The 25903-nt window shown below is 71.7% G+C and carries 20 protein-coding genes; 5 read left to right on the top strand and 15 right to left on the bottom strand.

Features of this window, described 5'->3' with window-relative positions; all coding sequences use genetic code 11:
• Positions 1–2 precede the first annotated feature (2 nt).
• From ABII15_RS34665 to ABII15_RS34655, 3 genes are all read right to left on the bottom strand, one after another.
• A complete protein-coding gene (locus ABII15_RS34665; protein ID WP_353947295.1) occupies positions 3–911 on the bottom strand; it encodes an ABC transporter permease in 909 nt (302 codons plus the stop codon).
• A 142-nt stretch (positions 912–1053) separates the two neighbouring features.
• The gene (locus tag ABII15_RS34660) at positions 1054–2571 is read right to left on the bottom strand and encodes a sugar ABC transporter ATP-binding protein (protein WP_353946234.1); all 1518 of its coding nucleotides are present in this window, start codon (positions 2569–2571) and stop codon (positions 1054–1056) included.
• Positions 2568–3665, bottom strand: a complete 1098-nt coding sequence (locus ABII15_RS34655) for a sugar ABC transporter substrate-binding protein (RefSeq protein ID WP_353946233.1) — start codon at positions 3663–3665, stop codon at positions 2568–2570. The genes ABII15_RS34660 and ABII15_RS34655 overlap by 4 nt, the downstream gene beginning before the upstream one ends.
• Before the next feature lie 245 nt (positions 3666–3910).
• Here ABII15_RS34655 and ABII15_RS34650 point away from each other — a divergent pair, with 245 nt between their 5' ends.
• The gene (locus tag ABII15_RS34650; protein ID WP_353946232.1) at positions 3911–4609 is read left to right on the top strand and encodes a FadR/GntR family transcriptional regulator; all 699 of its coding nucleotides are present in this window, start codon (positions 3911–3913) and stop codon (positions 4607–4609) included.
• Positions 4610–4816: 207 nt separating this feature from the next.
• Here ABII15_RS34650 and ABII15_RS34645 read toward each other — a convergent pair whose 3' ends face one another.
• Complete coding sequence (locus ABII15_RS34645) at positions 4817–5515, bottom strand: TetR/AcrR family transcriptional regulator (RefSeq protein WP_353947294.1); 699 nt, start codon at positions 5513–5515, stop codon at positions 4817–4819.
• Between the two features lie 136 nt (positions 5516–5651).
• On the opposite strand from ABII15_RS34645, the gene ABII15_RS34640 reads away from it, so the two are divergent.
• Positions 5652–7133: an APC family permease gene (locus ABII15_RS34640; protein WP_353946231.1), complete on the top strand. Its 1482-nt coding sequence runs from the start codon at positions 5652–5654 to the stop codon at positions 7131–7133.
• A gap of 56 nt (positions 7134–7189) precedes the next feature.
• The gene (locus ABII15_RS34635; protein ID WP_353946230.1) at positions 7190–8836 is read left to right on the top strand and encodes an amidohydrolase; all 1647 of its coding nucleotides are present in this window, start codon (positions 7190–7192) and stop codon (positions 8834–8836) included.
• 13 nt (positions 8837–8849) lie between these two features.
• On the opposite strand, the gene ABII15_RS34630 is transcribed toward ABII15_RS34635, so the two are convergent.
• From ABII15_RS34630 to ABII15_RS34605, 6 genes are all read right to left on the bottom strand, one after another.
• Positions 8850–9836 carry a formylglycine-generating enzyme family protein gene (locus ABII15_RS34630; RefSeq protein ID WP_353946229.1) on the bottom strand — a complete coding sequence of 329 codons (987 nt, stop codon included), beginning with the start codon at positions 9834–9836 and terminating at the stop codon, positions 8850–8852.
• Positions 9837–10004: 168 nt separating this feature from the next.
• Complete coding sequence (locus tag ABII15_RS34625; protein ID WP_353946228.1) at positions 10005–10178, bottom strand: hypothetical protein; 174 nt, start codon at positions 10176–10178, stop codon at positions 10005–10007.
• A 354-nt stretch (positions 10179–10532) separates the two neighbouring features.
• Complete coding sequence (locus tag ABII15_RS34620; RefSeq protein WP_353946227.1) at positions 10533–11312, bottom strand: DUF4142 domain-containing protein; 780 nt, start codon at positions 11310–11312, stop codon at positions 10533–10535.
• Positions 11313–11399: 87 nt separating this feature from the next.
• Positions 11400–12272 (bottom strand): cytochrome c biogenesis CcdA family protein, encoded by an 873-nt coding sequence (locus ABII15_RS34615; RefSeq protein ID WP_353946226.1) that lies wholly within the window; start codon positions 12270–12272, stop codon positions 11400–11402.
• The gene (locus tag ABII15_RS34610; protein WP_353946225.1) at positions 12269–13018 is read right to left on the bottom strand and encodes a DsbA family protein; all 750 of its coding nucleotides are present in this window, start codon (positions 13016–13018) and stop codon (positions 12269–12271) included. Before ABII15_RS34610 ends, ABII15_RS34615 begins: the two co-directional genes overlap by 4 nt.
• Positions 13019–13078: 60 nt before the next feature.
• A complete protein-coding gene (locus ABII15_RS34605) occupies positions 13079–13432 on the bottom strand; it encodes a hypothetical protein (RefSeq protein WP_353946224.1) in 354 nt (117 codons plus the stop codon).
• Positions 13433–13624: 192 nt separating this feature from the next.
• On the opposite strand from ABII15_RS34605, the gene ABII15_RS34600 reads away from it, so the two are divergent.
• Positions 13625–14200, top strand: a complete 576-nt coding sequence (locus ABII15_RS34600; RefSeq protein WP_353946223.1) for an inositol oxygenase family protein — start codon at positions 13625–13627, stop codon at positions 14198–14200.
• Between the two features lie 90 nt (positions 14201–14290).
• On the opposite strand, the gene ABII15_RS34595 is transcribed toward ABII15_RS34600, so the two are convergent.
• Complete coding sequence (locus tag ABII15_RS34595; protein ID WP_353946222.1) at positions 14291–15790, bottom strand: SDR family NAD(P)-dependent oxidoreductase; 1500 nt, start codon at positions 15788–15790, stop codon at positions 14291–14293.
• A gap of 203 nt (positions 15791–15993) precedes the next feature.
• Here ABII15_RS34595 and ABII15_RS34590 point away from each other — a divergent pair, with 203 nt between their 5' ends.
• Positions 15994–16797, top strand: coding sequence for an NAD(P)-binding domain-containing protein (locus ABII15_RS34590; RefSeq protein ID WP_353946221.1), 804 nt, complete (start codon positions 15994–15996; stop codon positions 16795–16797).
• A gap of 14 nt (positions 16798–16811) precedes the next feature.
• Here the strand turns inward: ABII15_RS34590 and ABII15_RS34585 are convergent, their stop codons facing one another.
• The 4 genes from ABII15_RS34585 to ABII15_RS34570 form a co-directional block, all read right to left on the bottom strand.
• A complete protein-coding gene (locus ABII15_RS34585; protein WP_353946220.1) occupies positions 16812–18173 on the bottom strand; it encodes a wax ester/triacylglycerol synthase family O-acyltransferase in 1362 nt (453 codons plus the stop codon).
• A 191-nt stretch (positions 18174–18364) separates the two neighbouring features.
• The gene (locus ABII15_RS34580) at positions 18365–20740 is read right to left on the bottom strand and encodes a GH92 family glycosyl hydrolase (RefSeq protein WP_353946219.1); all 2376 of its coding nucleotides are present in this window, start codon (positions 20738–20740) and stop codon (positions 18365–18367) included.
• Between the two features lie 62 nt (positions 20741–20802).
• A complete protein-coding gene (locus ABII15_RS34575; RefSeq protein ID WP_353946218.1) occupies positions 20803–23196 on the bottom strand; it encodes a beta-L-arabinofuranosidase domain-containing protein in 2394 nt (797 codons plus the stop codon).
• 68 nt (positions 23197–23264) lie between these two features.
• A complete protein-coding gene (locus tag ABII15_RS34570) occupies positions 23265–25859 on the bottom strand; it encodes a PA14 domain-containing protein (protein WP_353947293.1) in 2595 nt (864 codons plus the stop codon).
• Between the last annotated feature and the right edge of the window lie 44 nt (positions 25860–25903).

Here is a 25903-nt window from a genome sequence, read left to right as displayed (position 1 = left end):
GATCAGTCCTGGGCTCTGCCGGACGTGAGACGGGCGATGATCAGCGCGAGCAGGATGATTCCGCCGTAGATGGCGTCGATCCAGAAGGACTGCACCTGCGCCATGGTCAGCATGTTCTTGACGACGCCGAGCAGCAGGATGCCGGTGAGCGCGCCGAGCAGGGAGCCCTTGCCGCCGTCGAGGCTGATGCCGCCGATGACGGCGGCGGCGAACACGGTGAAGATCCAGTTGTTGCCCTGGTTGGCGCCGATGGCTCCCACGTAGCCGGTCTGCATGATGCCGCCGACGGCGGCGAGCGCCCCGGCGAGCACGAAGACGCCGAGCATGACGCGGTCGACCCGGATGCCGGCGGCGCGGGCCGCCTCCCGGTTGCCGCCGATGGCGTACAGGGAGCGGCCCCAGCGGTGGTACTTGAGGAGCAGGCCGGCCACGAGGTAGCAGGCGCCGGCCACCCAGACCGACATCGGGACCTTCAGGAACGTGGTGGTGGCCAGGGCGAAGAACGCGTCGGGCAGGCCGAAGAGGGTCTTGCCCTTGGTGGCTCCGACCAGCAGGCCGCGCATGATGATGAGCATGGCGAGGGTGACGATGAAGGCGTTGAGCTTGAGCTTCACCACCAGGATGCCGTTGAAGGCGCCGATGGCAGCGCCGACGACGAGGATCGCGAGGATCGCCAGCCAGGCGGGGAACTCGGTGCCGAAGCCGGACTGCGCCACGGGCAGGAGCAGCAGCGCGCCGACCGCGGGGGCGATGCCGACCACCGATTCCAGGGACAGGTCGAACTTTCCGCTGATCAGGACGAGGGATTCGGCGAGCACCACCATCGACATGGCGGCCGACGCGCTGAGGATCGAGATGAGGTTGGCCTCGGTGAAGAACGCGTCGTTCAGCACCGAGCCGAGGACGAGCATCAGCAACAGGGCCGGTACGAGGGCGAGTTCGCGAGCGCGTCGCAGCAGCACGGTCTTGACCGCGGGGGCGCCGGCTGGGGGTTTTTCGAGCCTCTCCGGCGATTGAGGAGCGGGGTCCGGGGCGGAACCCCGTGGCATGAGATCAGTCACGGTCCACTCCCTCGATGGAGGCGATGAGTTCGTGGTCGGACCAGCCCGCCGGGTGCTCGGCGACGACCCGCCCGTGGAACAGCACCAGCACCCGGTCGCAGCGCCGCAGATCGTCCAGTTCGTCGGAGACCACGAGCACGGCGGTGCCGTCGTCGCGGGCGCTGTCGACGCGGCGCAGCAGCGATTCCTTGGACTTCACGTCGACGCCCGCGGTGGGGTTGATGAGGACGAGGAGGTGCGGGTCGGAGGCGAGGGCGCGTGCCATGACGACCTTCTGGGCGTTGCCGCCGGACAGGTCGGAGACGGGCTGGTCGGGGCCTTCGGTGTGGATGTCGAGCCGGTCGATCAGGTCCCGGGCGACGGATCTCCTGCGGTCGGTGCCCACGAATCCGTGCCGGCCGAGCCGCCCGAGGACGGACAGGGTGGCGTTGTCGCCGATGGTCATGCCGGTGACGAGGCCCTGGTCGTGGCGGTCGCGGGGGACGCAGCCGACTCCGGCGGCGAGCGCGGCGGAGACGTCGCCGAACGGCAGCGGGGCGCCGTCGATCCGGGCGGTGCCGGAGGCCGGGGTGTGCAGTCCGGCCAGGGACTCGGCGAGCGCGATCTTGCCGCTGCCGCTGGATCCGGCGAGGCCGACGACCTCGCCGCGGCGCACGGTCAGGTCGACGCCGGTGTACGTGTCCGAGGTCAGCCCCTCGACGGAGAGGACCACCGGGGCGTCCACCCCGTCCTGTTCGACGACGGCCTCCGCCGCGGCGGCCGCCTGTTCGGCGACTGCCTCGCCCGCCATGGCCTCCACCAGTGCGGGGCGGGGCAGTTCGGCGACGGGTGCGGTGGTGATCCAGCGGGCGTCGCGGAGCACGGTGACCGTCTGGCAGACCTCGTAGACCTCTTGCAGGTGGTGGGAGATGAACAGGAAGGTGACGCCGGATTCCTGGAGCGCGCGCATCCGGGCGAAGAGTCGCTCGATCTCCTTGTTGTCGAGCTGCGCGGTCGGCTCGTCGAGGACGATGAACCGGGCGCCGCCGCTCAACGCCCTGGCTATCTCGACCATTTGACGGTCCTCGACCTTGAGGTCGGCGGTGCGGGCGTCGGGGTCGACACGGATGTCCCAGGTCCGCAGCAGCCGGTCGGCCTCCGCGCGCAGCTTCTTCCAGCTGAAGAAGCCGTGGCGGGCCTCGGGCTGCCGGTTGATGAAGAGGTTCTCGGCGACGGTCAGTTCGGGGACGACGGTCGGCTTCTGGTAGACACAGGCGACCTTGGCCCGCCAGGCCGCGCGGTCCCCGAGCGGCGGCGCGGGCTCACCGTCGAACAACAGCGTTCCCGCGTCCGGCGCCTGAAGGCCCGTCAGGATGGTGACGAGGGTGGACTTGCCCGCGCCGTTGCGGCCGACCAGCGCGTGGGACTCGCCCGCGCGCACGGTCAGCCGCCCGTCGGCGAGGGCGACCGTGGGCCCGTACCGTTTGGCGATGCCGTCGGCTTCGACCAACGACGCTGTGGAAGAGATCATTTGACCGTGTTTCCCCACAGCTCGGGGTCGTCGACGTTCTTCTTGGTGACCAGCGGTGCGGGCAGCTGGTCCTCCAGGGTGCCGCTGGGCAGCTCGACGATCGTGGAGTGGTGATCGGTCGGCCCGGGCTTGAACGTCTTCCCCTTCATGGCCGCCTTGATGTAGTACATGCCGTACTTGGCGTACGAGTCGGCGGGCTGGGAGACGGTCGCGTCGATCTGGCCCTTGCGGATCGCGTCGAACTCCTGCGGGATGCCGTCGTTGGAGACGATCGTGATGTGCCCGGCCGTGCCCGCCTTCTTCAGCATTCCCTTGGACTTGAGGGTCTGGAGCGTCGGCGCGAGGTAGACGCCGCCCGCCTGCAGGTAGATGCCCTTGATGTCGGGGTTGGCGTTGAGGAGGGTGTCCAGTTTGGAGGCGGCGGTGTCCGACTCCCACTTGGCGGGGATCTCCAGGACCTTCAGCTTGGGGTACTTCTTCTTCACGCAGTCGCGGAACGCCTTGGACCGGTCGCGGCCGTTGACCGACGCGAGGTCACCCATGATCTGCACGACCTTGCCGGACGTCACCTGCCCGCCGAGGTAGTCGCATGCCTTCTCGCCGTACGCGACGTTGTCGGCGCGCACCACCATGGCGACCTTGCCCTTCTCGGGCGCGACGTCCACGGCGACGACCGGGACGCCCTTGCGTTCGGCCTGGTCGAGCCCGGCGGCGATGGCGGCGCTGTCCAGCGGGGCCACGACCAGGCCCTTGACGCCCTGGTTGAGCTGGTTGTTGATGTCCGTGATCTGCTGCGAGGGGTCGCTGTTGGAGTTGACGGTCTTCAGCGCGTCCACGCCCTCGGACTTCGCCATCTTCGGCACGTAGTCGTTGTACGACTGCCAGAACGGCGAGGTCAGCAGCGGCAGGATGACACCGACCTTGCCGGTGCCGTCGCCGCCCGCGCCACTGGAACCCGCCGCGTCGTCCTTCGTGCTGCCGCAGGCGCTCAGGGCCAGGGCGACACATCCCGCGAGGGCCGCCGCGCGCAGCGCCCGACGACTCGTACCCTGCGCGGCTCTCGAACTCTTCGTGCCTTTCGTGGTGCCAGTCATCGGACCGCTCCTCGGCTCCGGAGGTCATGGGGGGGGACGGGCCGGTTCCTGCCCGTCCAGGCACCGGCCGCGCCCAGAGATTTATCAGACCACTTCGCTCCGCCGACACCCTTCGGCGGCAAGTTTCTCGGTATTTATGTCCCCGAGACCCCAGAAAGGTCGGACCACCTCGGTAGTGGTCGGACCACTCGGCTGGTTAGACTGCGCGGCATCCGGCAGCGGATCCTGTGTGGGAGGACGTCATCGTGGAGCAGACCGCACCCCAGCGGGGCACCGTCACGGAGCGGGCGATCGAACAGATCAAGGCGATGATCGGCGGCGGCCGTCTGGAGCCGGGCCAACGGCTGCCCACGGAGCGCGATCTGGCGGCGCAGCTCGGCATCTCCCGCTCGTCGATGCGGGAGGCGATCCGGGCGCTGACGGTGCTCGGCGTCCTGGAGGCGCGGCACGGCTCCGGCATCTACGTCACCCAGCTGGAGGCCGGCGACCTGCTGGAGACCTTCGGGGTCGTCGCCGACCTGTCGCGCGGGCCGCAGCTCGTGGAACTCCTGGAGGTGCGCCGCATCCTGGAGTCGACGGCGACGGCGCTCGCCGCGGCGCGCATCACCCGGGCTCAGCTCGCCGAGGTGGAGGAGCACCTGGCGGCGATGGAGGCCACCGACGATCCCGAGGAGATCCTCTCGCACGATCTGGCCTTCCACCGGGCGATCGTGGCGGCGGCCGGGAACGAGACGATGGCCGCGATCCTGGAGGGGCTTTCGTCGCGGACGTTCCGGGCGCGGGTGTGGCGGGGGTATCAGGAGGAGGGCGCGTTCGAGCGGACCCGGCGGGAGCACTCCCGTATTCACCGGGCGCTCGTGGCACACGACCCCGAGGCCGCGCGGGCCGCTGCCGCGGCGCATGTCGGCGAGGTGGAGGCCTGGTTGCGGGGTCAGCTGGGCTGAGGGGTGGTTCCCCGCCTGCGGGTGGCGTCGTGGCTGGTCGCGCAGTTCCCCGCGCCCCTGAGGCATGCGCTGCGCGCAGCCTCCCCTTCAGAGGCTGCGGCTCCGCCGCGCCTCTGTTGATGAGATGGCGCACGAAGTGCGCATCTCAGGGGCGCGGGGAACTGCGCGACCGGCCACGACGCAACCCGCACCCGGCAACGCTCCCCCCTACCCCCCTGGCGCCGCCGCAACAAGCGCGGCCAGCACCAGTTCCAGCGCGGTCTCGAATGAACTGCCTCCCATCAGCGGCAGCACCCCCCGCACAGCGGCAAGATGCGGATGCCCCGCATCCGAAAGCTCGGCGTACACCCCGGTCCACGCCCGGTCGTCGGCCTCCCGCCGCTCCACGGGCAACGCCAGATGCGCGGCGTCCAGCGCGGCATGCCCCAGCACGGTGTCCACGAACGCCGAATAGTGCCGGACGGCATCGGCGTCCGAGAACCCGGCCCGCCGCAGCAACCCGATCCCGGCGTCCACGGCCCGGAACTCATGGGCCCGCCGCGTCACCCGGTACGCGGCGAGCGCGGCGACCCGCGGCTGCTCCCGGTACCCCCGATGGATCCGCAGCGCCATCTCCCGCAGCGCGTCCCGCCACGGCATGCCGTCGGGCTCGAACCCGGCCATCGCGTCACCGATGATCCGGTCGGCGACGGCGAGCAGCAGATCGTCCGTGTTGTGGAAGTACCGGTACAGCGCGCTCGGGTCGCACCCGAGCGCCGCGCCGAGCCGCCGCACGCTCAGCGCGTCGGGCCCGTGCTGCCCGACGAGCCGGAGCGCGCAGTCGACGATCACGTCCTCGGACAGCAGCACCCCCGACCGGGTCGGCTTGCGGCGCCGCCGCTCCGCGGGAATCCGCCCGTCAGCCACCGTGTGCACCCCTTCCTCCCGGACATTGCCGGGCCGCGTCGTTCTTATGTCAACACCATTGACGCAATGTTGACAAGGCCGGTTTGATCGCAGCCTCCTCCCACACCTCCCGTTCTCCGGTCCCAGGAGTCTGTCCATGAGAAGTGAACCGCCAGGCCTGCGTCGTTCCCTCGGCGTCGTCGACGGCATCGCCATCGCCGCCTCCAGCACCGCCGCCACCACGAGCATCGGCATCGGCATGGGCTCGCTCGCCGCGACCGTCGGTCTGCAGGCGCCGGCGATCCTGCTCGTCGCGTTCGTGCCGATCCTCGGCATCGCGACGGCGTACGCCCGGCTGAACCGGGTCGAGCGGAACATGGGCAGCGGCTATGTGTGGGTCGGCCGCTCGCTCGGCCCCTGGCTGGGCTTCCTCACCGGCTGGGTCACCCTGGTCGGCACCCTGATCTTCATGGCGTACACGAGCGCGGTGACCGGCTCGGTGTTCCTCCAGTTCGCGAACAAGGCCCATCTGGACTCGGTCGGCGGCCTGCGGCTCGACCCGAACTCGACGGCGCTGTCCACCGTCGTCGGGCTGGTCGTCCTGGCCGCGGTCACGGTCACGGCCGTGACCGGGGTGCGCAAGGCGACGCGGTTGCAGGCGTGGCTGCTGGTCTTCGAGTACGCGGTGCTGCTCGGCTTCTGCGGCTGGGCGCTGGTCACCGGCTCGCACGGCTTCGAGTGGTCCTGGCTGAACCCGTTCGCCGTGCACGACGGCACCGGCTTCGCCCAGGGCCTGGTCCTCGCGGTGTTCTTCTTCTGGGGCTGGGACGCGGCGTTCAGCGTCACCGAGGAGACCAACGACGTACGGGACGCGGGGCGCGGCGGATTCATCGCCCTGTTCACGATGCTCGCGCTGTTCCTGTACGGGTCCGTGGCCTTCCAGCGCGAGATGTCGCTGTCCGAGCTGATGGAGCAGGGCCCGCAGGCGCTCACGTACCTGGGGGCGAAGCTGGCGGACGAGCCGTGGGCGAGCCTGCCGCTGCTCGCGCTGCTGTTCTCGGCGGTGGCCTCGCTCCAGTCCAGTGTCATCCCGACGGCCCGCGGCCTGCTGGCGATGGGCCGGGACCGCACGATGGGCCAGGTGTGGACGAAGGTCAGCCCGCGCTACGGCTCCCCCGCGATCGGCACCGTCCTCGTCACGTCGATCTCGGCGGCCGTGGCCCTGCTGGCGCTGGCCATCCCGAAGCTGAACGAGATGATCCTGGCGGCCGTGAACTCCATCGGTCTCGTGGTCGCCCTCTACTACGGCCTCACGGCGCTCGCGTGTGCGGTGCGCTTCCGGGCGATGCTGCGCACCGCGCCGCGTGAGGCACTGCGCGCTGTCGTGGCACCGGGCCTGAGCGGCGTCGCCCTGCTGGGCATCGGTGTCTACCTCGGACGCGACTACGCGACGATGAGCGACCACTTCGAACTCAGCCCCGACAACGGCTGGTTCATGCTGTCGGTGCCCGCGGCGATCCTGCTGTCGGGGCTCGTGATGGCGGCCGTCGCCAAGTACCGCCGCCGCTCGCCCTACTTCGCCACCGGGCGGGGCACCGACGCCGACGCCGTCCCGCTGGCCGCCACCGAGGTCCCGTAGACCCGCCCGGTCCGCAGGTCCTGTCCCACCCGTACCGAAGCAAGGAGTTCCCGCACATGTCCGACACCACCTCCGCCGATCTCGTCCTCACCGGCGGCCCGGTCCACACCGGTTCGCCCGCCCGGTCCCGGGCGACCAGCGTGGCCGTGCGCGGCGAGCGCGTCGTGGCCGTCGGTCACGACGAGGTGCGCGAGCTGATCGGCCCGCGCACCGAGGTCGTCGACCTGGCGGGCAGGCTGCTGGTCCCGGGCTTCCAGGACGCGCACGCGCACCCGGTCGGCGGCGGCCTGGAGATGGGCCAGTGCGATCTGAGCGGGGCGACGACGCTCGCCGAGTACCGGGAGACGATCACCGCGTACGCCCGGACGCACGCCGACGCCGAGTGGATCACCGGGGGCGGCTGGGCCATGGAGGCCTTCCCCGGTGGTCTGCCGACCGCCGCAGAGCTGGACGTCCTCGTCCCCGACCGGCCGGTCTACCTGGTGAACCGGGACCATCACGGCGCCTGGGTCAACTCCCTGGCCCTGGAGCGGGCCGGACTCGACGCCCGTACGCCCGACCCGTCCGACGGCCGGATCGAGCGCGACCCGGACGGCTCCCCCACGGGCATGCTCCAGGAGGGCGCCGCGAACCTCGTCGGCCGGCTGGTGCCCGCGGTCACCCGGGAGGAGCGTGTCGCGGGGCTGCTGCGCGCCCAGGCGCTCCTGCACTCCCTCGGCGTCACCGCCTGGCAGGACGCCCTGCTCGGCGAGCACGCCAACCTCACCGACCCGACCGACGCGTATCTGGCGTGCGCCGACGACGGCAGCCTGACCGCGCGCGTGGTCGGGGCGCTGTGGTGGGACCGGGCGCGCGGCACCGAGCAGATCGAGGAGCTGCTGGCCCGGCGCGCGGCGGGCACCCGGGGCCGGCTCCGGTCGACGACGGTGAAGATCATGCAGGACGGGGTCGCCGAGAACGGCACGGCGGCGCTGCTCACCCCCTACCTGGACGGCTGCGGCTGTGTGTCCGACAACAGCGGGATCAGTTTCGTCCCGCCGGAGGACCTCAAGAAGTACGTCACCGAGCTGGACGCCCACGGCTTCCAGGTGCACTTCCACGCGCTCGGCGACCGGGCCGTGCGCGAGGCGCTGGACGCGGTGGAGGCGGCCCGCGGGGCCAACGGCCGGACGGACACGCGGCCGCACCTCGCCCATCTCCAGGTGGTGCATCCGGACGACATCGGCCGCTTCCGGGCGCTGGGCGCGACGGCGAACCTGCAGCCGTTGTGGGCGGCGCACGAGCCGCAGATGGACGAGCTGACCATCCCGTTCCTGGGGAGGGAACGGGCGGCGTGGCAGTACCCGTTCGGGGCGCTGCTGCGGTCGGGGGCGACGCTCGCGGCGGGCAGCGACTGGCCGGTGAGCAGTCCCGATCCGCTCCAGGGCATCCATGTGGCGGTGAACCGGGTGGCACCGGAGGCGCCCGCAGGTACGCCGGTCTTCCTGCCCGGGGAGCGGATCGGTCTGCTGGACGCGCTGACCGCGTACACGGCGGGCAGCGCGTACGTGAACCACCTCGACCACGAGACGGGCACGATCGCCGAGGGGTTCCTGGCGGATCTGGTGGTGCTCGACCGCGATCCGTTCGCGGGGCCGCCCGAGGAGATCGGCGCGACGAAGGTGGAGCAGACCTTCGTGGGGGGTCAGCGGGTGTTCGGCTGAGGCGGAGCGTCACTCAGACATCGGCGGCACACCGGAATCCGCAGTTCCCGCTGCTGGAGTCCGGGGTGTTGCTGGTGCGGGCGGCGACCCGGTAGCGGTTGCAGTACGAGTCGTGGCACAGGTACGAGCCGCCGCGCATCACCCGGTTCTCGCCCTCCTCGGGGCCTCGCGGGTCGGTCGCCGGGGCGGACGTGTGCGTGGCCGTGAAGCGGTCGGCGACCCACTCCCAGACGTTGCCCACCATGTTGTGCAGGCCGTGGGCGTTGGGGCGGTAGGCGTCGACGGGGGCGGTGCCGAGGTGGCCGTCGTCGCCGGTGTTGACCCGGGGGAAGTCGCCCTGCCAGATGTTGCAGCGCCAGCGGCCGCGCGGCGTCAGCTCGTCGCCCCACGGGTAGCGGGCCTGGTCGAGGCCGCCGCGGGCCGCGTACTCCCACTCGGCCTCGGTGGCCAGCCGCTTGCCCGCCCACCGCGCGTAGGCGTCGGCGTCGTCCCAGCTGATGTGGACGACGGGGTGCCGGGCCCGGTCCCCGACGCCCGTGCCGGGCCCCTCGGGGGCACGCCAGGTCGCGCCCTCGACGCCGCGCCACCACGGCGTCGCGGCCGGGGCCGGGGTGGCGCGCACCTGCCGCGGGGTGAGGAAGCCGGCGAACACGTACGACCAGCCGAACTGCTCGGCGGCAGTGACGTGTCCGGTCTCCTTGACGAAGGTGGCGAACTGGGCGTTGGTGACGGCGTGTTCGTCGATGCGGAACGCGGAGACGGTGACCTCGCGGACCGGTCCCTCGCCGTCGCCGGGGTTGGCCCGCTCGTCCTCGTTGCCCATCCGGAAGGTGCCGCCGGGGAGGGTGACCATGCCCTTGCCCGGGGCCTCGGCGCGCGCCGGGACGGTCAGGGTGCGGGGCGCCGGCGCGGGGTCCGCCGAGCCGCGCGGTGCGGCGCAGCACGCGGGGGCCGTGGTCCCGTCGCCACCGCGGGTCGCAGAAGGGTCGTGCGCGCTCAAGGCTCTCTCCCGGTACAGGCACAGATGTTCGTGTTCGCCTGCCGTCGATCCTCGCACGCCGCCTCGCCGCCGGAACAGCGCCGGATGCCGCTCCGGAAACCCGCTCGCCCGCACCCCTCGTCATCGAGGAGTGCGGGCGACGGGCTCAGGGCGGCGCTACCCCGAAGTTCAGTCGACGCTGGGCAGGATGTGCGGCTCGGCGAGGTCGTCCTCGTAGCCGGCCAGGCGGATGGGCGCCGAGCGGGCCCAGACGTCCAGGCTGCCGAGCTTCTCCGGCCTGCGAGCGGCACGCTCCGTGCGTTCCGTCGGGCGCTGTTCGCGATTGGTCTTCTCTGGTGTCACCGCGCACTCCTTGTGTGTCGGGTAACCCGATCCGGCGTCACCGGCCAGCATCACGCAGGACACCGGACGCCCGATCGAGTGTGAGTAGAGGGCCAGTTCGGGCGCGGTGGCGCCGGTTGCGCTGGTGGGATCGGCCGTGGTGACCGGCCTCTCCCCGGACGGAACCATGGGTACGGGTGGGACCCACGTGCGGTAACCGTCCGGCTACAGACTAACCAAATGAGCGGGGGTCCGCTCGATGGGGCTGGATTCTGTCGTCCTCTCGCGAGTCGTCAGGTGTTCATTCAGCCATGTCGGTCCGTTTCCGCGCGACCGGATTTGCCTCCGGCGGCGCCGTGCCGCGGAACGCGCGGGTCAGGAGGTGGGGGCGGGGCGGTCGGTGTTGATCGTGCGGCCCTGGTCCTGTGTCGTCTCGGCCGACGGGCGTGAGGTCGCGTCCGGCGAGCCGGTGGGCCGGGCGGGATCCGGGGTGTCCGGAGCCTGTCCGTTCGGCGGCGGCGGGCCGGTCGGACTGGCGGTCGCGCTGTTCGCCGCCTCGTTGGCGATCGCGTCGAAGTCCACGTCACCGGTGTTCTCCAGCATCGTGATGTGGTCGAGGACGGTCTGGTTGGCGTCGGTGGCCAGTTCCCGCACCAGTGAGTTGCGGGTGGTGTGGCGGATCTGGGCCAGCAGCGCGAAGACCTTTCCGTGCGCGTCCCGCAGCAGATTGGCGAACTTCCGCTCATAGTCCTTGCCGCTCGCCGCCGTCAGCTCCTTCAGCCAGCCCTGCTGCTGCGCGTTCGGCTGGTTGGGGAGCTCGACGCCGAGCTTCTCGGCCACGGAGCGCACCCGCTGGTCGAGGTCGGTGTGTCCGACGACGAGGTGGTCGCCCGCGTCCCTGATCGCCTTCGTCGGCGCGCGCTCCATGGCCTGCTGGCCCGCCGGGATCTCCCACAGGCCGGCGAGTCTGACGCGCACGACGAAGTCCCGGTCGGCGGCCGACAGCGGGCCCCACTGGGTGGCCACGGTGGCGGCGTTCAGGTTCGCCTGCCCGGTCCCCGACCGGCTGGCGTAGGACCAGATCGGGAACGCCAGGGCACCGACGGTGGCGACCAGGGCGGCGAGGATGAGGGCGGTGCCGTTGACGCGACGCAAGCAGGCCTCCCGGAGCCCGAGCCCGGCTCGCCCGGACGGCGAGCCGGTTGGTGACACGGGAAGATACGCGCGGGACGGACCGGTTGTTCAGTTCCCCGCGGGATCCGCGGGACGCACCGGCTTCTCGTCCGGCACCGCGCGCGGCCGGCCCCGGCCCCAGGCCCGTACGACGAGGACGATCCCCACCAGGGCGACGACGGCCGCGAGCAGCACCCCGTCGGGGACGTGGGAGCCGACGTCGCGCGCCCACTGCTCCGCGGCGAACGAGCCGTCCACGTCGAGCAGTCCGGGCAGCGCGGTCGTCCCGTCGAAGACGAGGAAGAGCGTGCCGAGGACGATGAAGAACAGCCCCGAGGCGAGGGTCGTGCTGTGCGTCTCGAAGCGGCCGAGGCGCACCGGCCGCCCGCGCAGCAGGCGCCGCCGCCCCAGGTCCCAGCGCTGCCACAGCAGCGCCAGCAGGAACAGCGGTACCGCCATGCCGAGCGCGTAGACGGCGAGCAGGAGTCCGCCGTACACGGGGTGTCCGCCGAGCGCGGCCACGGTCAGGACGCTGCCGAGGATCGGGCCCGCGCAGAATCCGGCGAGGCCGTAGACGGCGCCGAGCGCGTACGTGGACAGCGCTCCGGTCGGGCGGATGCGGCCGGACAGCTCGCTCATCCGCCGTGAGGCGAAGCCGCGCCCGGCGATCTGGAGCACCCCGAGCGCGATGATCAGCCAGCCGCCGGCCGCGACGAGCAGGTCCCGGTTGCCGTAGAAGAACCGTCCCGCGTACGAGCCCGCGGCCCCCAGCGGTACGAGGGTGGTGGCGAGCCCGAGATAGAAGATGCCGGTGCGGGCGACGAGGCGGGTGGGGCTGTCGATGGAGTAGGCGAAGAAGGCGGGCAGCAGCAGCGCGCTGCACGGGCTGAGCAGGGCGAGCAGCCCGCCGAGGAACGCCGCGAGGTAGCCGATGTCGCTCACCGGGCGGCCCGCGCCTTCGCCGCCTCGATGACCTGCTCGAACGCGGCATCGGGCTGGGCCCCGGCGATGGGCTGCCCGTTGACGAGGAAGGACGGGGTCGAGGTGGCGCCCAGCGCGTAGGCCTCGCTCTGGTCCTTCTTCACGGCCGCGCGGGCCGCTGCGCTGTCGCGGTCGGTGCGGAACCGGTCGAGGTCGTCGACGCCTGCCTCGCGGGCGAGCGCGTCGAGCCGGCCGGCGGCGAAGCCCCGCTCCTTGACGCCCTCGGCGTAGGCCGCGCGGTGGAACTCCCAGAAGCGGCCCTGCTGTCCGGCGGCCCAGGCGGCGCGCGCGGCGGCCTCGGACTCGGCGCCGAAGATCGGGAAGTTGCGCCATTCGATGCGCAGGACGCCCTCGTCGACGTACTTCTTCACGAGGCCGGGTTCGGTGTCGCGGGCGAACTTCCCGCAGTAGCCGCACTTGAAGTCGGCGTACTCGATGAGGACGACGGGCGCGTCGGCCCTGCCCTGGGCGAGACGGTCGTCGGCGTCGCGCCGGGCGAGCTTCGCCAGGTGTGCCGTGGCGTCGTCGGGCTGCTGTCCCGCGGCGGTCTCCTGCCGGGAACTGTCCGTGCGGGGTTCGGGGCGGGTCGCGGTGTACGAGACCGTGCCCAGCAGGGCCGCGGCCACCGCGACGGCGGCGACGAGAGCGAGGGGGCGGGCCTTCGAAGAGCTCTTGGAAGAGGTGGTGGTGTCGGGGTTTTTCGGCATGCCGAAGTCGTCCTTGCGTGAAAGGGGGTGGGGAGCGGACACGGGGAGGAACCGTGTCTGCTACACGCGCAGGACGGAGAGTTCGACCGGTGACGGGGGGTCGAGGCGGGGCGGGCCGCGGCCCGCGGGGACGGTGGGCGCGATGCCTTCGAGGACGGCCGTCGGCCCGCTCCCGTGTTCGTGTGCGAGCGGGGCGAGCAGTTCGTGCGCGGACGTGCCGCGCGAGGGCACACCCTGGCGGCCGTCGGGGGCGTGCTGCTGTTCGGGGGCGCAGCCCGGAGTGTCCGGGACGGCCCGCTCGGCCGCCGCCGTCACCGGCGCGTACGCCGTCGGCCCGCCGCCGGTGCCCTGGGCGCAGCCCAGCACGGCGACCAGGAGGGTCACCAGGAGCGCGGGGACGGCGAGGCGGGGCACGCGCCAATTCTGCCTCACCGGCGCCGGTGCGCCGTCCGCGACGCACAACACCCGTGCGGGCGTGCCCTGCTGGGCCGCCGGGCGGCGCCGCGCCGGACCGTGCGCGGGCGTTAACGTCCCGTTGACCGGTCGGTCAGGTCCGCATGGTCTGCTTCCGGACAGGCCTCGCAAGATCTTCGGGAGGAGTCATCCATGGACCGGGTCATTCTGCGCACCGTCGACGAGCTGATGGCCGCGCTGCACGCCTGCCGGGACGCGTGGGACACCCCCGACCGCAGCGGCGATCCCGTCGATCTGCACGACCACGCCCTGCAGACGGCGGCGCTGCTGCGCCGCTCCCATCCCAGCGACAAGGAGTTGCAGGTGGCGGGCCTGGTCCACGACCTGGGGCATCTGCTGCGCCCCGGTGACGACGCGGGCCACGCGGAGACCGCGGCGGACGCGGTGCGCGGGCTGCTGGGTGCCCGGGTCGCGCACCTGATACGCCTTCATGTCCCGGCCAAGCGGTATCTGGCCGCGGTCGAGCCGTCCCGTGCCCTGTCGGCGCAAAGCGCGCTGACGCTGGACGCGCAGGGCGGCCCCATGACACCGGCCGAGGTGGCGGCGTTCGAGGCGGATCCGCACGGGGCGGACGCCGTGGAGCTGCGTCAGGCGGACGACGCGGGCAAGGTGGTCGGCCTGGACGCGGGCGTGCTGGAGGACTGGCGCCCGCTGCTGACCCTGGTGGCGGAGCAGCACCGGGAGCCCGCGCATCTGCGCGCCGTCTGACGCGGCGGGCCCCGGCCCTCTCCCCTCGACCATCGACGGCCACCACACGCCTGACGGGTCGTCACCCTCGCGGGGACGGCGCCGGCCGCGTCACCACTTCCCGGGCGCGTAGTCCTTCAGGAAGACGCCGTACACGTCGTCGCCGGCCTCGCCGCGCACCACCGGGTCGTAGACGCGGGCGGCTCCGTCGACCAGGTCGAGCGGGGCGTGGAAGCCCTCCTCGGCGAGGCGCAGCTTGTCGTAGTGCGGGCGCTCGTCGGTGATCCAGCCGGTGTCGACGGACGTCATGAGGATGCCGTCGGTCTCGAACATCTCCTGGGCGCTGGTGCGCGTCACCATGTTCATCGCGGCCTTCGCCGCGTTGGTGTTCGGGTGGCCCGCGCCCTTGTAGCCGCGGCCGAAGACGCCCTCCATCGCCGAGACGTTGACGACGTAGGAGCGGCCGCTCTTCGCGTTCTTCGCGGCCTCGGCCATGGAGGCGCGGAGCTTGCTGATGAGGATGAACGGCGCGGTGTAGTTGCACAGCTGGGTCTCGAGCAGCTCGACCGGGGAGATCTGCTCGATGCTCTGCACCCAGGTGTTGCTGTCGACGACGTCGGGCACCAGGCCGCCGGCGTCGATGGCGGTGCCGTCGAGATGCCGCTCCACGCTGGCGTTGCCCGCGACGAGCGCCAGGTCGGCGACCTTCTGCGCGTCCATGCCGCCGGCGCCGATGGGCAGCGCGGCGATGCCGTCGACGGCGCCCGAGTTGAACGCGCCGATGACGGAGTACGGGGGCAGCTCACCGGCGGGCAGCGGCGCGCTCTCGCCGTCGACCAGGGCGGCGTACGCGGACGGGAGGCGGCGCACGGTCTGCGTCGCGTTGTTGATCAGGATGTCGAGCGGGCCGGCCTCGGCGACCCGGTCGGCCAGCGAGACGGCCTGCGCGGGGTCGCGCAGGTCGATGCCGACGACCTCCAGGCGGTGGATCCAGTCGCCCGAGTCCTCCATCGCCGTGAAGCGGCGGATGGCGTCCTTGGGGAAGCGGGTCGTGATGGTGGTGTGCGCCCCGTCGCGCAGCAGCCGCAGCGCGATGTACATGCCGATCTTGGCGCGGCCGCCGGTGAGCAGCGCGCGCTTGCCGGACAGATCGGCGCGGACGTCGCGCTTCTCGCGGTTGAGCCGGGCGCAGTCGGCGCAGAGCTGGTGGTAGAAGTAGTCGACTTCCACGTACCGGGTCTTGCAGGTGTAGCAGGAGCGCGGGCGCTGGAGTATCCCCGCGATCCTGCCCGCCTCGGTGACGGACGACGGCAGGATGCCCTCGGTCTCGTCGTCGATGCGCTGCGCGGAGCCGGTCGCGGTCGCCTCGGTGACGGCCTTGTCGTGGGCGGTCTTGGCGGCGCGGCGCTCCTGGCGGCGGCGCTGCTTCACGGTGCGGTAGATGCCGGCGGTGGCGCGCCGGACGGTGATCGCATCGGGGTGGTCGACGTCGATCCCGTCGAGCTCCGCCAGGACCGAGAGGCAGACGGCAAGGCGCTCGGGGTCGATGCCGGGACCGTACGCGATCTCGTCGTCGGCCCCCGGGGCCTCATGGTTCTCTGTCACCGTCATCGCCGCTGCCGTTCCTTGGGTCGTCCGCGTCGCGCCCGAACCGCGCTCGCTCACAAAGGCCGAATTTTACGGAGCGGCGGGGCCTGTCTCCAAACCCGGTACGGTCGCGGTCCCCGGCGAGTGGCCGTTGTCACTCCGCGGGCGGGACCGCGGGGCGGGCCCGGCCGCGCGCCGCCGTGGACGACGCAAGGAGAGGACTCCCCGTGGAACGGATAGGCATCATCGGCGTGGGCGAGCTCGGCCGGGCCCTCGTGACCGGCCTGTGCGAAGGCGTCGAGAACCCGCCGGACGTGTTCCTCTCGCCCCGCGGCGCGCGGACGGCCGCCGAGCTGTCGGGGCGCTTCGCGACCGTGCGGGTCTGTGCCGACAACCAGGAGGTCGCGGACCGCGCCTCGACGCTGATCATCGCGGTCCGCCCGCAGGACCGGGCCGAGGCCCTCGCGGGGCTGCGGGTCGGCGGACCGGGCGGGGACACCGGGGGCAGGGTCGTCGTCAGCGTGATGGCGGGCGTCGGCGTCGACGAGGTGCGCGGGCTGCTCCGCACAGCGGTGCCCGTGGTGCGCGCGATCCCGCTGCCCGCCGTGCGCGAGCGCGCCGCCGTCACCGTGACCTGCCCGGAGCACCCCGGCGTCGACGCCCTCTTCGACCGCCTCGGCGGGGCTCTGCCCGTCCCGGACGAGGCGACGCTCGACGTCTTCCAGACGCTGACGTCCACCCTGACCACGCACTACTGGTACCTGGCGACGCTCACCGCGTGGGCCGCACGGCAGGGGGTGGCGCCGGAGGACGCCGACCGGTACGTCCGGGGCCTGTTCCAGGCCGTCGGCCGCTCGCTGGGTGACGACACGCGCTCGGTCCAGCGGCTCGCGGGCGACCACGAGACCCCGCGGGGTACGAACGAACGCATCCGCACCACCTGGTTCACCCCGGACAACGCCGAGGCCCTGACACGGGCGCTCGACGGTCTGCTGAAGGATCTCGGCAGACCGGGCACCGACCCCAGCTGACCCCCTGGGCGCCTCTACGGCGTGCAGACGGCGAGCAGTTCCGTCAGCTCGTCGCGCGTCGCGCGGGCCAGCGTCTCCAGGTCGGGCACCGCCTCGGCGTCGGCCACCAGGCCGAAGTGGACCTGGCCGCGGTACGTCGACAGGGCGACGGCGAGCGACTGGCCCTGGGCGAGCGGGGCCAGCGGGAAGACCGCGGTCAGCGGGCAGCCGCCGAGGGTCAGGCCGAGGCTGGGCAGCGGGACGCTGGTGACCATGAGGTCGAACAGCAGCCGGGCGTTCCGGCCGACGAGCGCGCCGCCGAGCCGATGGCCGAGCGGCGGCACGTGGTCGGCGAGCAGGGCGACGGCTCCGGCGCCGCGGTGCGGGCCGCGGTCCTTGTGCCGGTCCATCGCCAAGCGCACCGCCCGCAGGCGCTCCAGCGGGTCGCGCTCGGCGACGGGCAGCCGCACCAGGTAGCCGGAGAGCCGGTTGCCCTGCGGGTGGGCGGTGCGCGGGCGGCGGCGCGAGACGGGGATGAGGGCGCGCGGCTCGACGCCCTCGCTGCCGTCTCCGCGGTCGTCGAGCCAGCGCCGGACGGCTCCGGCGACGACCGCGATCAGCACGTCGTTGACGGTGCCGCCGACGGTCTTGCGGATCCGGTGGACGTCGTCGAGGTCGAGCACGACGCCCGCGGTGCGGCGGGTGCCGGTGGGCTCGGCGGAGAGCGCGGGCGAGGTCCGCACGCCCCAGGTGGCCCTGGCCACGGAGGCGCCGATGGAGACGGCCTGCGTGGTGGCGCCGGCCACGGCGCGGACGTGCCCCGGATAGCGGCGCGGGTCGAGATCGCCGAGGGTGATGTCGCGCAGGCCCGGGAACGGCAGGCGCAGACCGCGGCGCGGGGCGGGCTCCGGGGTGCGGGCGGCGGGCAGGTCGACGGGGTCGAGGACGGCGGCGGCGAGCGTGAGCGCGCGCAGCCCGTCGGCCAGGGCGTGGTGGAACTTGAACAGCACGGCGAAGGAGCGGCCGTCGGCCGCCGGCAGCACGTGCGCCTCCCAGGGCGGCCGGCGACGGTCCAGCGGACGCTCCATGAGGGCGCCCGCGGCGGCGTGGAAGTCGGTGACCGGCTCGGTGATCCGGACGTGGTACAGCGGGTCGAAGTCGGCGACGGGCACCCGGGCCGCGCCGCCGACCGGGACGAGCACCCCGGCGATCCGCATGCGCAGGCCGGGCACGGCGGGCGCGCGGGCGGCGAGCAGTTCCGCGGCGTGCTGGGCGGCGCCCGGCGCGTCGGCCTCGAACACCCCCAGGGCGCCCAGGTGCATGGGGTGCTCGGCGGTCTCGATGTTCCAGAAGGCTAGGTCGAGGGGGGCGAGCAGGTCCGGGCTCTTCGCAGTCATGGAGTGCTCTCGCGTCGACAACGGGGGACGGGGAACGAGGAGACGAAGTCAACAACCCACAGTCGATTACGGTCAAGTACGATCTAGGCACGCACAGTTAACAACAGATTAAGACCCGCCACGCGCGTGTACCGCTGCGCATGGCGGGTCTCGTGTGACGTCCGCGCCCGGTCCGGGCGGTGTCTCCTACGTCACTTCACCACGGGCGGCGCCGCGTCGGCGCCGGTCCCCCACGACGACGGGCGCGGGCCGACGGTGAACGACAGCTCGCTCGTGCCGCGCAGGTCCGCGGTGGTCAGGTACGTCTTGCCGTACGCGGCGCCGCCGACCCGCGCGGACTGGACGTAGCGGTCGGTGTCCGAGGTGCCCGGCGCCCGGACGGTGAGCCGGCCCTTGGGGTAGTAGCGCCGGTCGAGGGTGAGGTCGACCCGCTCGAAGACGGGCGTCGACAGGCCCCAGGTGTCGGTGCCCGGCTGCACCGGGAAGATCCCGATGGAGGACAGCACGTTCCACGCGGACATGGTGCCGAGGTCGTCGTTGCCGGTCATGCCGGTCGGCTCGTCGGTGAACAGGGTGAGGGCGGCGTGCACGACGTCCGTCGTCTTCCACGGCTGCCCGGTCGACAGGTACGTGTAGGGCGCGATCAGGTCGGGCTCGTTCTGCGGGTTGTACTTGTCGGCGTTGTAGTAGTCGTACGGTCCGTTGACCCACACCTCGCGGGCGGTCTTCGCCGGGTCGGCGAGGAGCTGGTCGTAGGCGAAGAACGAGTCGAGGCGCTGGTTCGCCGCGTCCGTGCCGCCGATCAGGCCGACCATGCCGGGCAGGTCCTGCGGGACGAGCCACTGGTACTGCCAGCTCGTGCCCTCGTGGAAGCCCTCGCTCTGGGCGGGGTCGGCCGGGCCCGTGAAGTTCCCGGCCGCGTCGCGCGCACGGAAGAACCCGGTCGAACTGTCGTAGATCTTGCGGTAGTTCTGGGCGCGCTGGGCGTACCGCCGCGCGTCGTCCTCGTGGCCGAGCTTCCCGGCCATGCGGCCGAGCATGGCGTCGGCGAGCGCGTACTCCAGCGTGGCGGAGGCGCCGTGGTCGTAGTCGGAGTCGCCGGGCTTCACGTGCGCGCGGTCCTTGATGTACGGGGCGAACCCGTCGGCGAGGTACTCCTTGTTCGCCTCGCGGCCGACCGGCGCGGAGTCGGCCGGCGGCACCCCGTCCGCGTTCTTCTTCAGCGCGCGGTACGCGTCCTCCTCGTGGCCCTTGAGCAGCCCCTGCTCATAGGCGTTGGTGAGGAACGGGGTGACCGGGTCGCCGGTCATGATGTTCGTCTCGACGGTGCCGTAGCCCCACTTGGGCAGCCAGCCGCTGTCCTTGTCGATCTGGATGACGGACAGCGCCATGTCCCGCGACTCGCGCGGCGCGAGCAACGACAGGAGCTGTGCCTGGGTGCGGTAGGTGTCCCACAGGGACCAGTTCTGGTAGTAGGTGGAACCCCCGTAAGCGGCAGTGTGGTGGATCTTCTGGTCCCAGCCGGTGTAGCGGCCGTCGGCGTCGCTGCCGATGTTGGGCGCGAGGAAGGACCGGTAGAGGGACGAGTAGAAGGTGCGGCGCCGGGTGTCGCTGCCGCCCTGGACGCGGACGTCGTCGAGCCGGTCCTCCCAGGCCGCCTGCGCCGCGCCGCGCACCTTGTCGAAGGAACGGCCGCCTTCTGTACGGAGGTTGAGCGCGGCGCCCTTCGCGTCGACGTAGGAGATCGCGGTGGTCGCCTCGACGGTGCGGTCCTTGGCGGTGTCGAAGCGGACGTAGGCGCCGTTGCGGTCGGCGTCCGCTTCCGAGGTCTTCGAACCCGCGGTGACGGTGTCGCCCTTCCAGGTGCCGGAGGCGGTGAACGGCCGGTCGAACCGGGTGATCGTGTAGACGGTGTACTGCTTGGTGTCCTGACAGAAGCCGCTGCCCGTGATGGCGGTGCGCACGGTGCGGTTGTCGAGGATCTCGACCTTGGTGCGGACCGTCTTGTGCAGCGACTGGCCCGCGTTGATGAGGACGTTGGCCTTGTCGGTGTCCGGGAAGGTGTAGCGCTGCACACCGGTGCGCTTCGTGGCGCTCAGCTCGGCCTCGATGCCGGTCTTCAGGCCGACCTTGTAGTAGCCGGGCGATGCCTTCTCGTCGTCGTGGCTGAACTCGGCGGCGTACTTCGCGTAGTCGGTCGACGTGATGTCGCCGGTCGTGGGCAGGACGGGCAGATCGCCGCCGAGGCCGCAGCCGACGCCCGACAGGTGCACGGTGGAGAAGCCGCGGATGTGGTTCTCCGAGTAGTCGTACCCGGTGTTGTGCCCGGTGTCCGGTGAGAACTGCACCATGCCGAACGGCACGGCGGCGCCCGGGTAGGTGTTGCCCTCGTTCTCGGTCCCGATGAACGGGTTGACCAGATCGGTCAGTCGACCGGTGCTCCCGGTGGCGGCCTGTGCCGCCGGGGCCGCGAGACCGGTGCCCAGGAGCACGGCCGCGCCGAGCGCTCCCAGGGCGCGGCGGGTCCTGGACCCTGTCGTGCGCGTTCTCGTCGTACGGCTTCTCATGCTGGACCTCTCGACAACGTTGTCAGCAAGCGCGGTCATTCTTCGGCGGTGTCGGTGGCCCGTCAAGACGGCAGACGCCACAGATGGTCCTCCGTCCCGTTGTCGGCGAACTGCACCACTTGTGCGCTGTTGTTGGTGGACATCCCGTCGACGCCGAGGACCTTGCCGCTGTGCTCGTTGCGCAGCAGGAACCAGCCGTCGCCCTGTTCGACGCGGGTCCACAGCAGGTCGGGGCGCCCGTTGTCCTCGAACTGGACGACCCGCGCGCTGTCGGCCGTCGAGCTCCCCTCCACAGCGAGGAACTTCCCGCTCTGCCCGTTGCGGATGCGCAGTCGGCCGCTTCCCGCGTCGAGCAGTTGCCAGGCGTGGTCGCCGGTCCCCGAGTTGTCGAACTGGACGACCCGGGCGTCGTCGGCGGTGGACATCGAGTCGACGGCGAGGACCTTGCCGCTGTGCTTGTTCTCGATGCGCCGGTAGGGCGGTTCGGGGGTCCACGGGTGTCCGTCCGGGGCCGCGGTCGGGAAGGACGTGATCCGCAGCCTTGCCGCGCCCATCGGCACCAGCGTCACGGTCTCGACGCCCGCCCTGCTGCGGGCGGGGCTGGGCTGGAGCGGCGCGACCACGTGCTCGTCGTCCGCGATCCACTCCGGCAGCCTGCGCGCCCTGGCCGCCAGGGTGAGCGGGGTGCCGTCGAGGGTGAACGGGTTGGCGGGGAGCGGTCCTGGGCGGCGCCTCAGTTCCGGTGAACTCCCGGGGACGAGGCCGTAGTTCCAGGCCGAGGCGGCGTGCACGTCGTACTCGGGGAAGGTGCCGCTGCCGCCGGTACGGACGTATTTCTCGGCGATCTTCAGCGAGTAGGTGAGCGGCCCGTGGTCGACGCTGACGCTGTCGTGGTTGCCGCTCCAGGTGCGCAGGGTGGTGCGCTGGGGCAGCCGCAGGGTGACCTTGTCGCCGTCCTTCCAGGTGCGGCGGACCTCGGCGAAGACGGGACCCGAACCGGCTTTCACCGTGCGTCCGTTGACGGCCAGGCGGGGCTTGTCGCACCAGCCGGGGACGCGCAGCCGGAGCGGGAACGCGACGGGCTTGTCCACGCTCACGGTCAGCGTGACCGTCTCGTCGAACGGGTAGTCCGTCTCTTCCCGTACGGTCACGGTGGCGTTGCCGATCCGGGTCTTCACCTCGCTGGGTGCGTACAGCGCGGCGGCGAGTCCGCCGTCCGGTGTCGCGAGCCACAGCTCCTCGGTGAAGTAGGGCCAGCCCATGCCGTAGTTGTGCGGGCAGCACCGGTACTGGTCGACGCCCGGCAGATAGGACTGCATGGCGAAGCCGTTCTGGAACTGCCCTTCCGTCTTGCGGGAGTTGTCGAGGTCGACGCTGTTGGCGCTGGTGACGTAGTGGATCGCCCTGCCCTGCGGGTCGAGGGCCGCGGGCAGCATGTTGAAGGCCAGGTCCTCGCAGCGGTCGGCCCACACCGGATCGCCGGTGAGGCGGGTGAGCAGCTCGTGGCTGGCCATGAACTCGACGATGCCGCAGGTCTCGAAGCCTTGCCGCGGGTCGCCGAAGCCGGGCCTGACGTTCTCATCGCCGGCGATACCGCCGCCCGGGAACTGCCCGTAGTCGCGCAGCACTTGCTCATAGGTGCGGTACGTGGCCCGCACCAGGGCATCCGTGTCGCCGTCCGCCCACTGGGCGTACTGGGCGGGTTCCCTGAAGCCCTGGGCGATGTTCACGTTGTGCGGGGTGGGCAGGTCGCCGGTCCAGTCGGCGCCGTAGCGGTGCATCTTGTCGACCAGGCTGTCGAGGAACGCGTCGCCCGTGCGCTCGTACAGCCAGCGCGCGGTGTCGATGCCGTCGCCCCAGCGCACGGAGACCCAGCTGGAGTCGAAGGCGCCCTTGTCCTGCGCTTCCATGAACGTCAGGAAGCGGGTCAGGAAGGGCACGATGCGCTCGTCGTGCGTGTACTCCTGGTAGGTGCGCAGCGCCATCAGCAGCGGCAGGAACGGCCAGAAGTCGGGGCCGCCGTTCAGGGAGGTGCGCAGGGCGCGCGGGCCGAAGAAGCCGTCGGCCTCCTGGGTGGCGAGGATCGCGTCGATCCAGCGCTCGCAGGTGGCGAGCGCGTCGGCGTCCCGGGTCGCGATCGCGAGCGGGACGAATCCCCTGAGCCAGTAAGGGAGTTCTTCCCAGCCGCCGAGTTCGGGGTGGACCCAGCCGCAGGTGTCCATGACGAGGAAGTGGGACGTCTCGGCGTAGCGGCCGCACAACCCGGCGAGCTGGATCTTCAGCTGTTCGGCGAGCCAGCCGTGCGCGGTGATGCTGCCGACGGGGAGGCGGGTGAGGGCGTCGGCGGCCGGGGCGGCCGCGGCGGCCCGCGCGGTGACGGCCGGCAGGCCGCCGAACGCGGTGGCCGCGGAGACCACCGTCGCGGCCTGCAGCACGCCGCGTCGTGTCACTGTCATGAGGGTGCTCCCACGAGAGAGGGAAGGGGCGGGCCCGGCGGTGCGGGCCCGCCCCGGGGCGTACGGGATCAGGCGCAGTTCTGCACGGTCGCCTGGGAGGCGTCCTTGATCAGCTGCTGCTGGGCGTCGTGCAGGCGCTTCACGTCCGGCTTGACGACCCTGCGGTCGTAGGTGAGCAGGCCGTTCAGCTCGCCCTCCACGTCGGAGATCTGCGTGTAGACGGCGCCGTTGGAGCCCTGGCAGGCCAGCTTGTGGACCTCACCGAGCTTTTCGAGGTAGTCGTCCGTGTACGTCGCCGGGTCCACGTCCACGTACGACTGCTGGACCGCCCACGCGTGTCCGGGCACGGCGAGGCCGAGGCCGCCGTACTCGCCGCTGACCAGTGCTCTCTTGCCGTCGGGGTGCGGCGGCAGGGCCGGGCTCGGGTAGCCGTGCTCGTCGATGATGTCGCCGGTGCCGCCGTCCCGGCCCAGGTTGATGCCGGACATGGAGTTGATCAGGCGGGTCGGGTCCCAGGACTTGGCCTGGTCGGCGAGGCGGGCCTCGTCGTACTGGCCCCAGCCCTCGTTGAGCGTGACCCACATGATGACCGACGGGTGGTTGTAGTGCTGGTCGATCATCACCTTCATCTCACGCTCGAACTCGGCGCGGGCGGCTGTGGAGGGGTTCGTGCCCGCCTCCATCGCCGGCATGTCCTGCCAGACGAGCAGGCCCAGCTTGTCGGCCCAGTAGAACCAGCGGTCGGGTTCGACCTTGATGTGCTTGCGGACGGAGTTGAAGCCCATCTGCTTGTGCATCTTCAGGTCGTAGGCGAGGGCCTCGTCGCTGGGTGCGGTGTAGAGGCCGTCGGGCCAGAATCCCTGGTCGAGGGTGGCCATCATGAAGGTGGGCTTGCCGTTGAGAACCGTGCGCGGGGTGCCGTTCACGTTCTCGACCTTCACCGAGCGCATCCCGAAGTAGCTGCCGACCCGGTCGCCGCCGACGCTGACCTTCAGGTCGTAGAGGTAGGGGTCGTCGGGGGTCCACAGGTGCGGGTTCTTGATCTTGAGGGTGAGGGCCTTGCCGGAGGTTCCGGTGGCGGTGGCGACCTTGCGCTTGCCCGCGTACGCGGTGGCGGTCACCGGGAGACCGTCACGAACACCCGTCGTGGCGACGGCCAGTTCGCTCTTCTCGACGTTCGGCGTGAGCTTCAGGTCGCTGACGTGGTCGGCCGCGACCGGCTCCATCCACACCGTCTGCCAGATGCCGGACGACGGGGTGTACCAGATGCCACTGGGGTCGGTGCGCTGCTTGCCCATCGGCGGGTTCTCGCCGTCCTTGGCGTCCGTCGGGTCGTAGACCCCGACGATCAGCTCCTGGGTGCGGCCCGGCTTCAGCGCGTCGGTGATGTCGGCGCTGAACTTGTCGTAGCCGCCCTTGTGGTCGGCGACCTTCTTGCCGTTGACGTAGACCTCGGACTGCCAGTCGACGGCGCCGAAGTTCAGCTGGAGGCGCTTGCCGCTGCCGACCTTCCAGCCCTGGGGGACGGTGAAGGTGCGGCGGTAGAACATGCGGTCCTCGTGCCGCTCGACGCCGGAGAGCTGGGACTCCACCGGGTAGGGCACGAGGATCTTCTCGCCGAGCTTCTTGCCGACGGGGACCGGGGCGCCCTCGTCGGCGCCCGCGAACTCCCAGGTGCCGTTGAGGTTCTGCCAGTCGTCGCGGGTGAGCTGGGGGCGCGGGTACTCGCGGTGGGCGTTGCCCGCCGTGACGTCGTCGCCCCACTTGGTGCTCAGCTCGTACGTGGAGTGGTTCGGGCCGCTCGACCAGAAGGACCCGACGGTCGTGCCGTCGCTCCCGGTCAGACCGCCCTTGCCGTCGTACGTGACATCAGCGAGACCGTCGGCGTCGCCCTGCTTGTTGCCGACGACCGGCTCCTTCAGGCCGACGACGAGGGCCCTCGGGTCGTCGGGGTCGGCCTTGACCTTGTTCAGCGGCCACTTCGCGCCGCCGACGACGGCCGAGAGGTGGTCGCCGACATCGGCCGGCACCTTGCCGAGCTTCTGGGCGAAGTCCAGCTTGAGGGTGCGGCCGTCGCCCAGGACGGTGGTGCCGATGGCGCCGTCGTACTTCCAGTCGTCGGGCAGCCGGAACGCGGAGGAGGGAATCGCCTCCTTCGTTCCGCCCGGCTCGGTCCAGCGCAGATGCAGATTGGAGCCGCCGAAGTGCTCGAAGTACTCGACCTTGATGTCGACGGCCTTGCCGGCGGTCAGGTCGACGGGCGCGGAGGTCTGCTCCTTGTCCCAGTCGTCGACCCAGTGGTCGACGACGAGCTTGCCGTCGACCCAGAGCCGGAATCCGTTGTCCCCGATGAGGGAAAACGTTGTCATGCCGGTCTTCTCCGGGACGAGCTTTCCGGTCCAGCGGACGTTCGCGTCGTCGGCGCTGCCGGTGGCGGCCTGGAGCCGGGACTCCAGACTGCCGAAATCGATCTGCGGGTCGAACCCGGTGGCCTTCAGCGTGTCGAAGTCGAAGGCGCCGGGGGCGGATTGGGTGTAGTACTCCCCCTTGAGCCCGTGCGGGACCACGGGTTCGTCGGCGGTGGGCTGCGCGGCCTTCGCCGTGCCTGCCATGGCGTGGGGTGCCACGGAGAGCGCGGTGAGTCCGAGGGCCGCGGTGAGCATCAGGGCCAGCGGTCGGCCCCGGTGCCTGAAGCTTCTGGTGCGCA

It is taken from the genome of Streptomyces sp. HUAS MG91 (assembly GCF_040529335.1).
Taxonomy (GTDB): Bacteria; Actinomycetota; Actinomycetes; order Streptomycetales; family Streptomycetaceae; genus Streptomyces; species Streptomyces tabacisoli.
This window is presented reverse-complemented; position numbering and strand designations above follow the sequence as displayed.

Bases quoted from the DNA above. Each gene is read 5' to 3' on its own strand.
- ABII15_RS34655 (WP_353946233.1), bottom strand. From the start codon at position 3,665: ATGACTGGCACCACGAAAGGCACGAAGAGTTCGAGAGCCGCGCAGGGT.
- ABII15_RS34660 (WP_353946234.1), bottom strand. From the start codon at position 2,571: ATGATCTCTTCCACAGCGTCGTTGGTCGAAGCCGACGGCATCGCCAAA.
- ABII15_RS34575 (WP_353946218.1), bottom strand. From the start codon at position 23,196: ATGACAGTGACACGACGCGGCGTGCTGCAGGCCGCGACGGTGGTCTCC.
- ABII15_RS34595 (WP_353946222.1), bottom strand. From the start codon at position 15,790: ATGACGGTGACAGAGAACCATGAGGCCCCGGGGGCCGACGACGAGATC.
- ABII15_RS34580 (WP_353946219.1), bottom strand. From the start codon at position 20,740: ATGAGAAGCCGTACGACGAGAACGCGCACGACAGGGTCCAGGACCCGC.
- ABII15_RS34610 (WP_353946225.1), bottom strand. From the start codon at position 13,018: ATGCCGAAAAACCCCGACACCACCACCTCTTCCAAGAGCTCTTCGAAG.
- ABII15_RS34570 (WP_353947293.1), bottom strand. From the start codon at position 25,859: ATGCTCACCGCGGCCCTCGGACTCACCGCGCTCTCCGTGGCACCCCAC.
- ABII15_RS34665 (WP_353947295.1), bottom strand. From the start codon at position 911: ATGCTCGTCCTCGGCTCGGTGCTGAACGACGCGTTCTTCACCGAGGCC.
- ABII15_RS34640 (WP_353946231.1), top strand. From the start codon at position 5,652: ATGAGAAGTGAACCGCCAGGCCTGCGTCGTTCCCTCGGCGTCGTCGAC.
- ABII15_RS34600 (WP_353946223.1), top strand. From the start codon at position 13,625: ATGGACCGGGTCATTCTGCGCACCGTCGACGAGCTGATGGCCGCGCTG.
- ABII15_RS34635 (WP_353946230.1), top strand. From the start codon at position 7,190: ATGTCCGACACCACCTCCGCCGATCTCGTCCTCACCGGCGGCCCGGTC.
- ABII15_RS34585 (WP_353946220.1), bottom strand. From the start codon at position 18,173: ATGACTGCGAAGAGCCCGGACCTGCTCGCCCCCCTCGACCTAGCCTTC.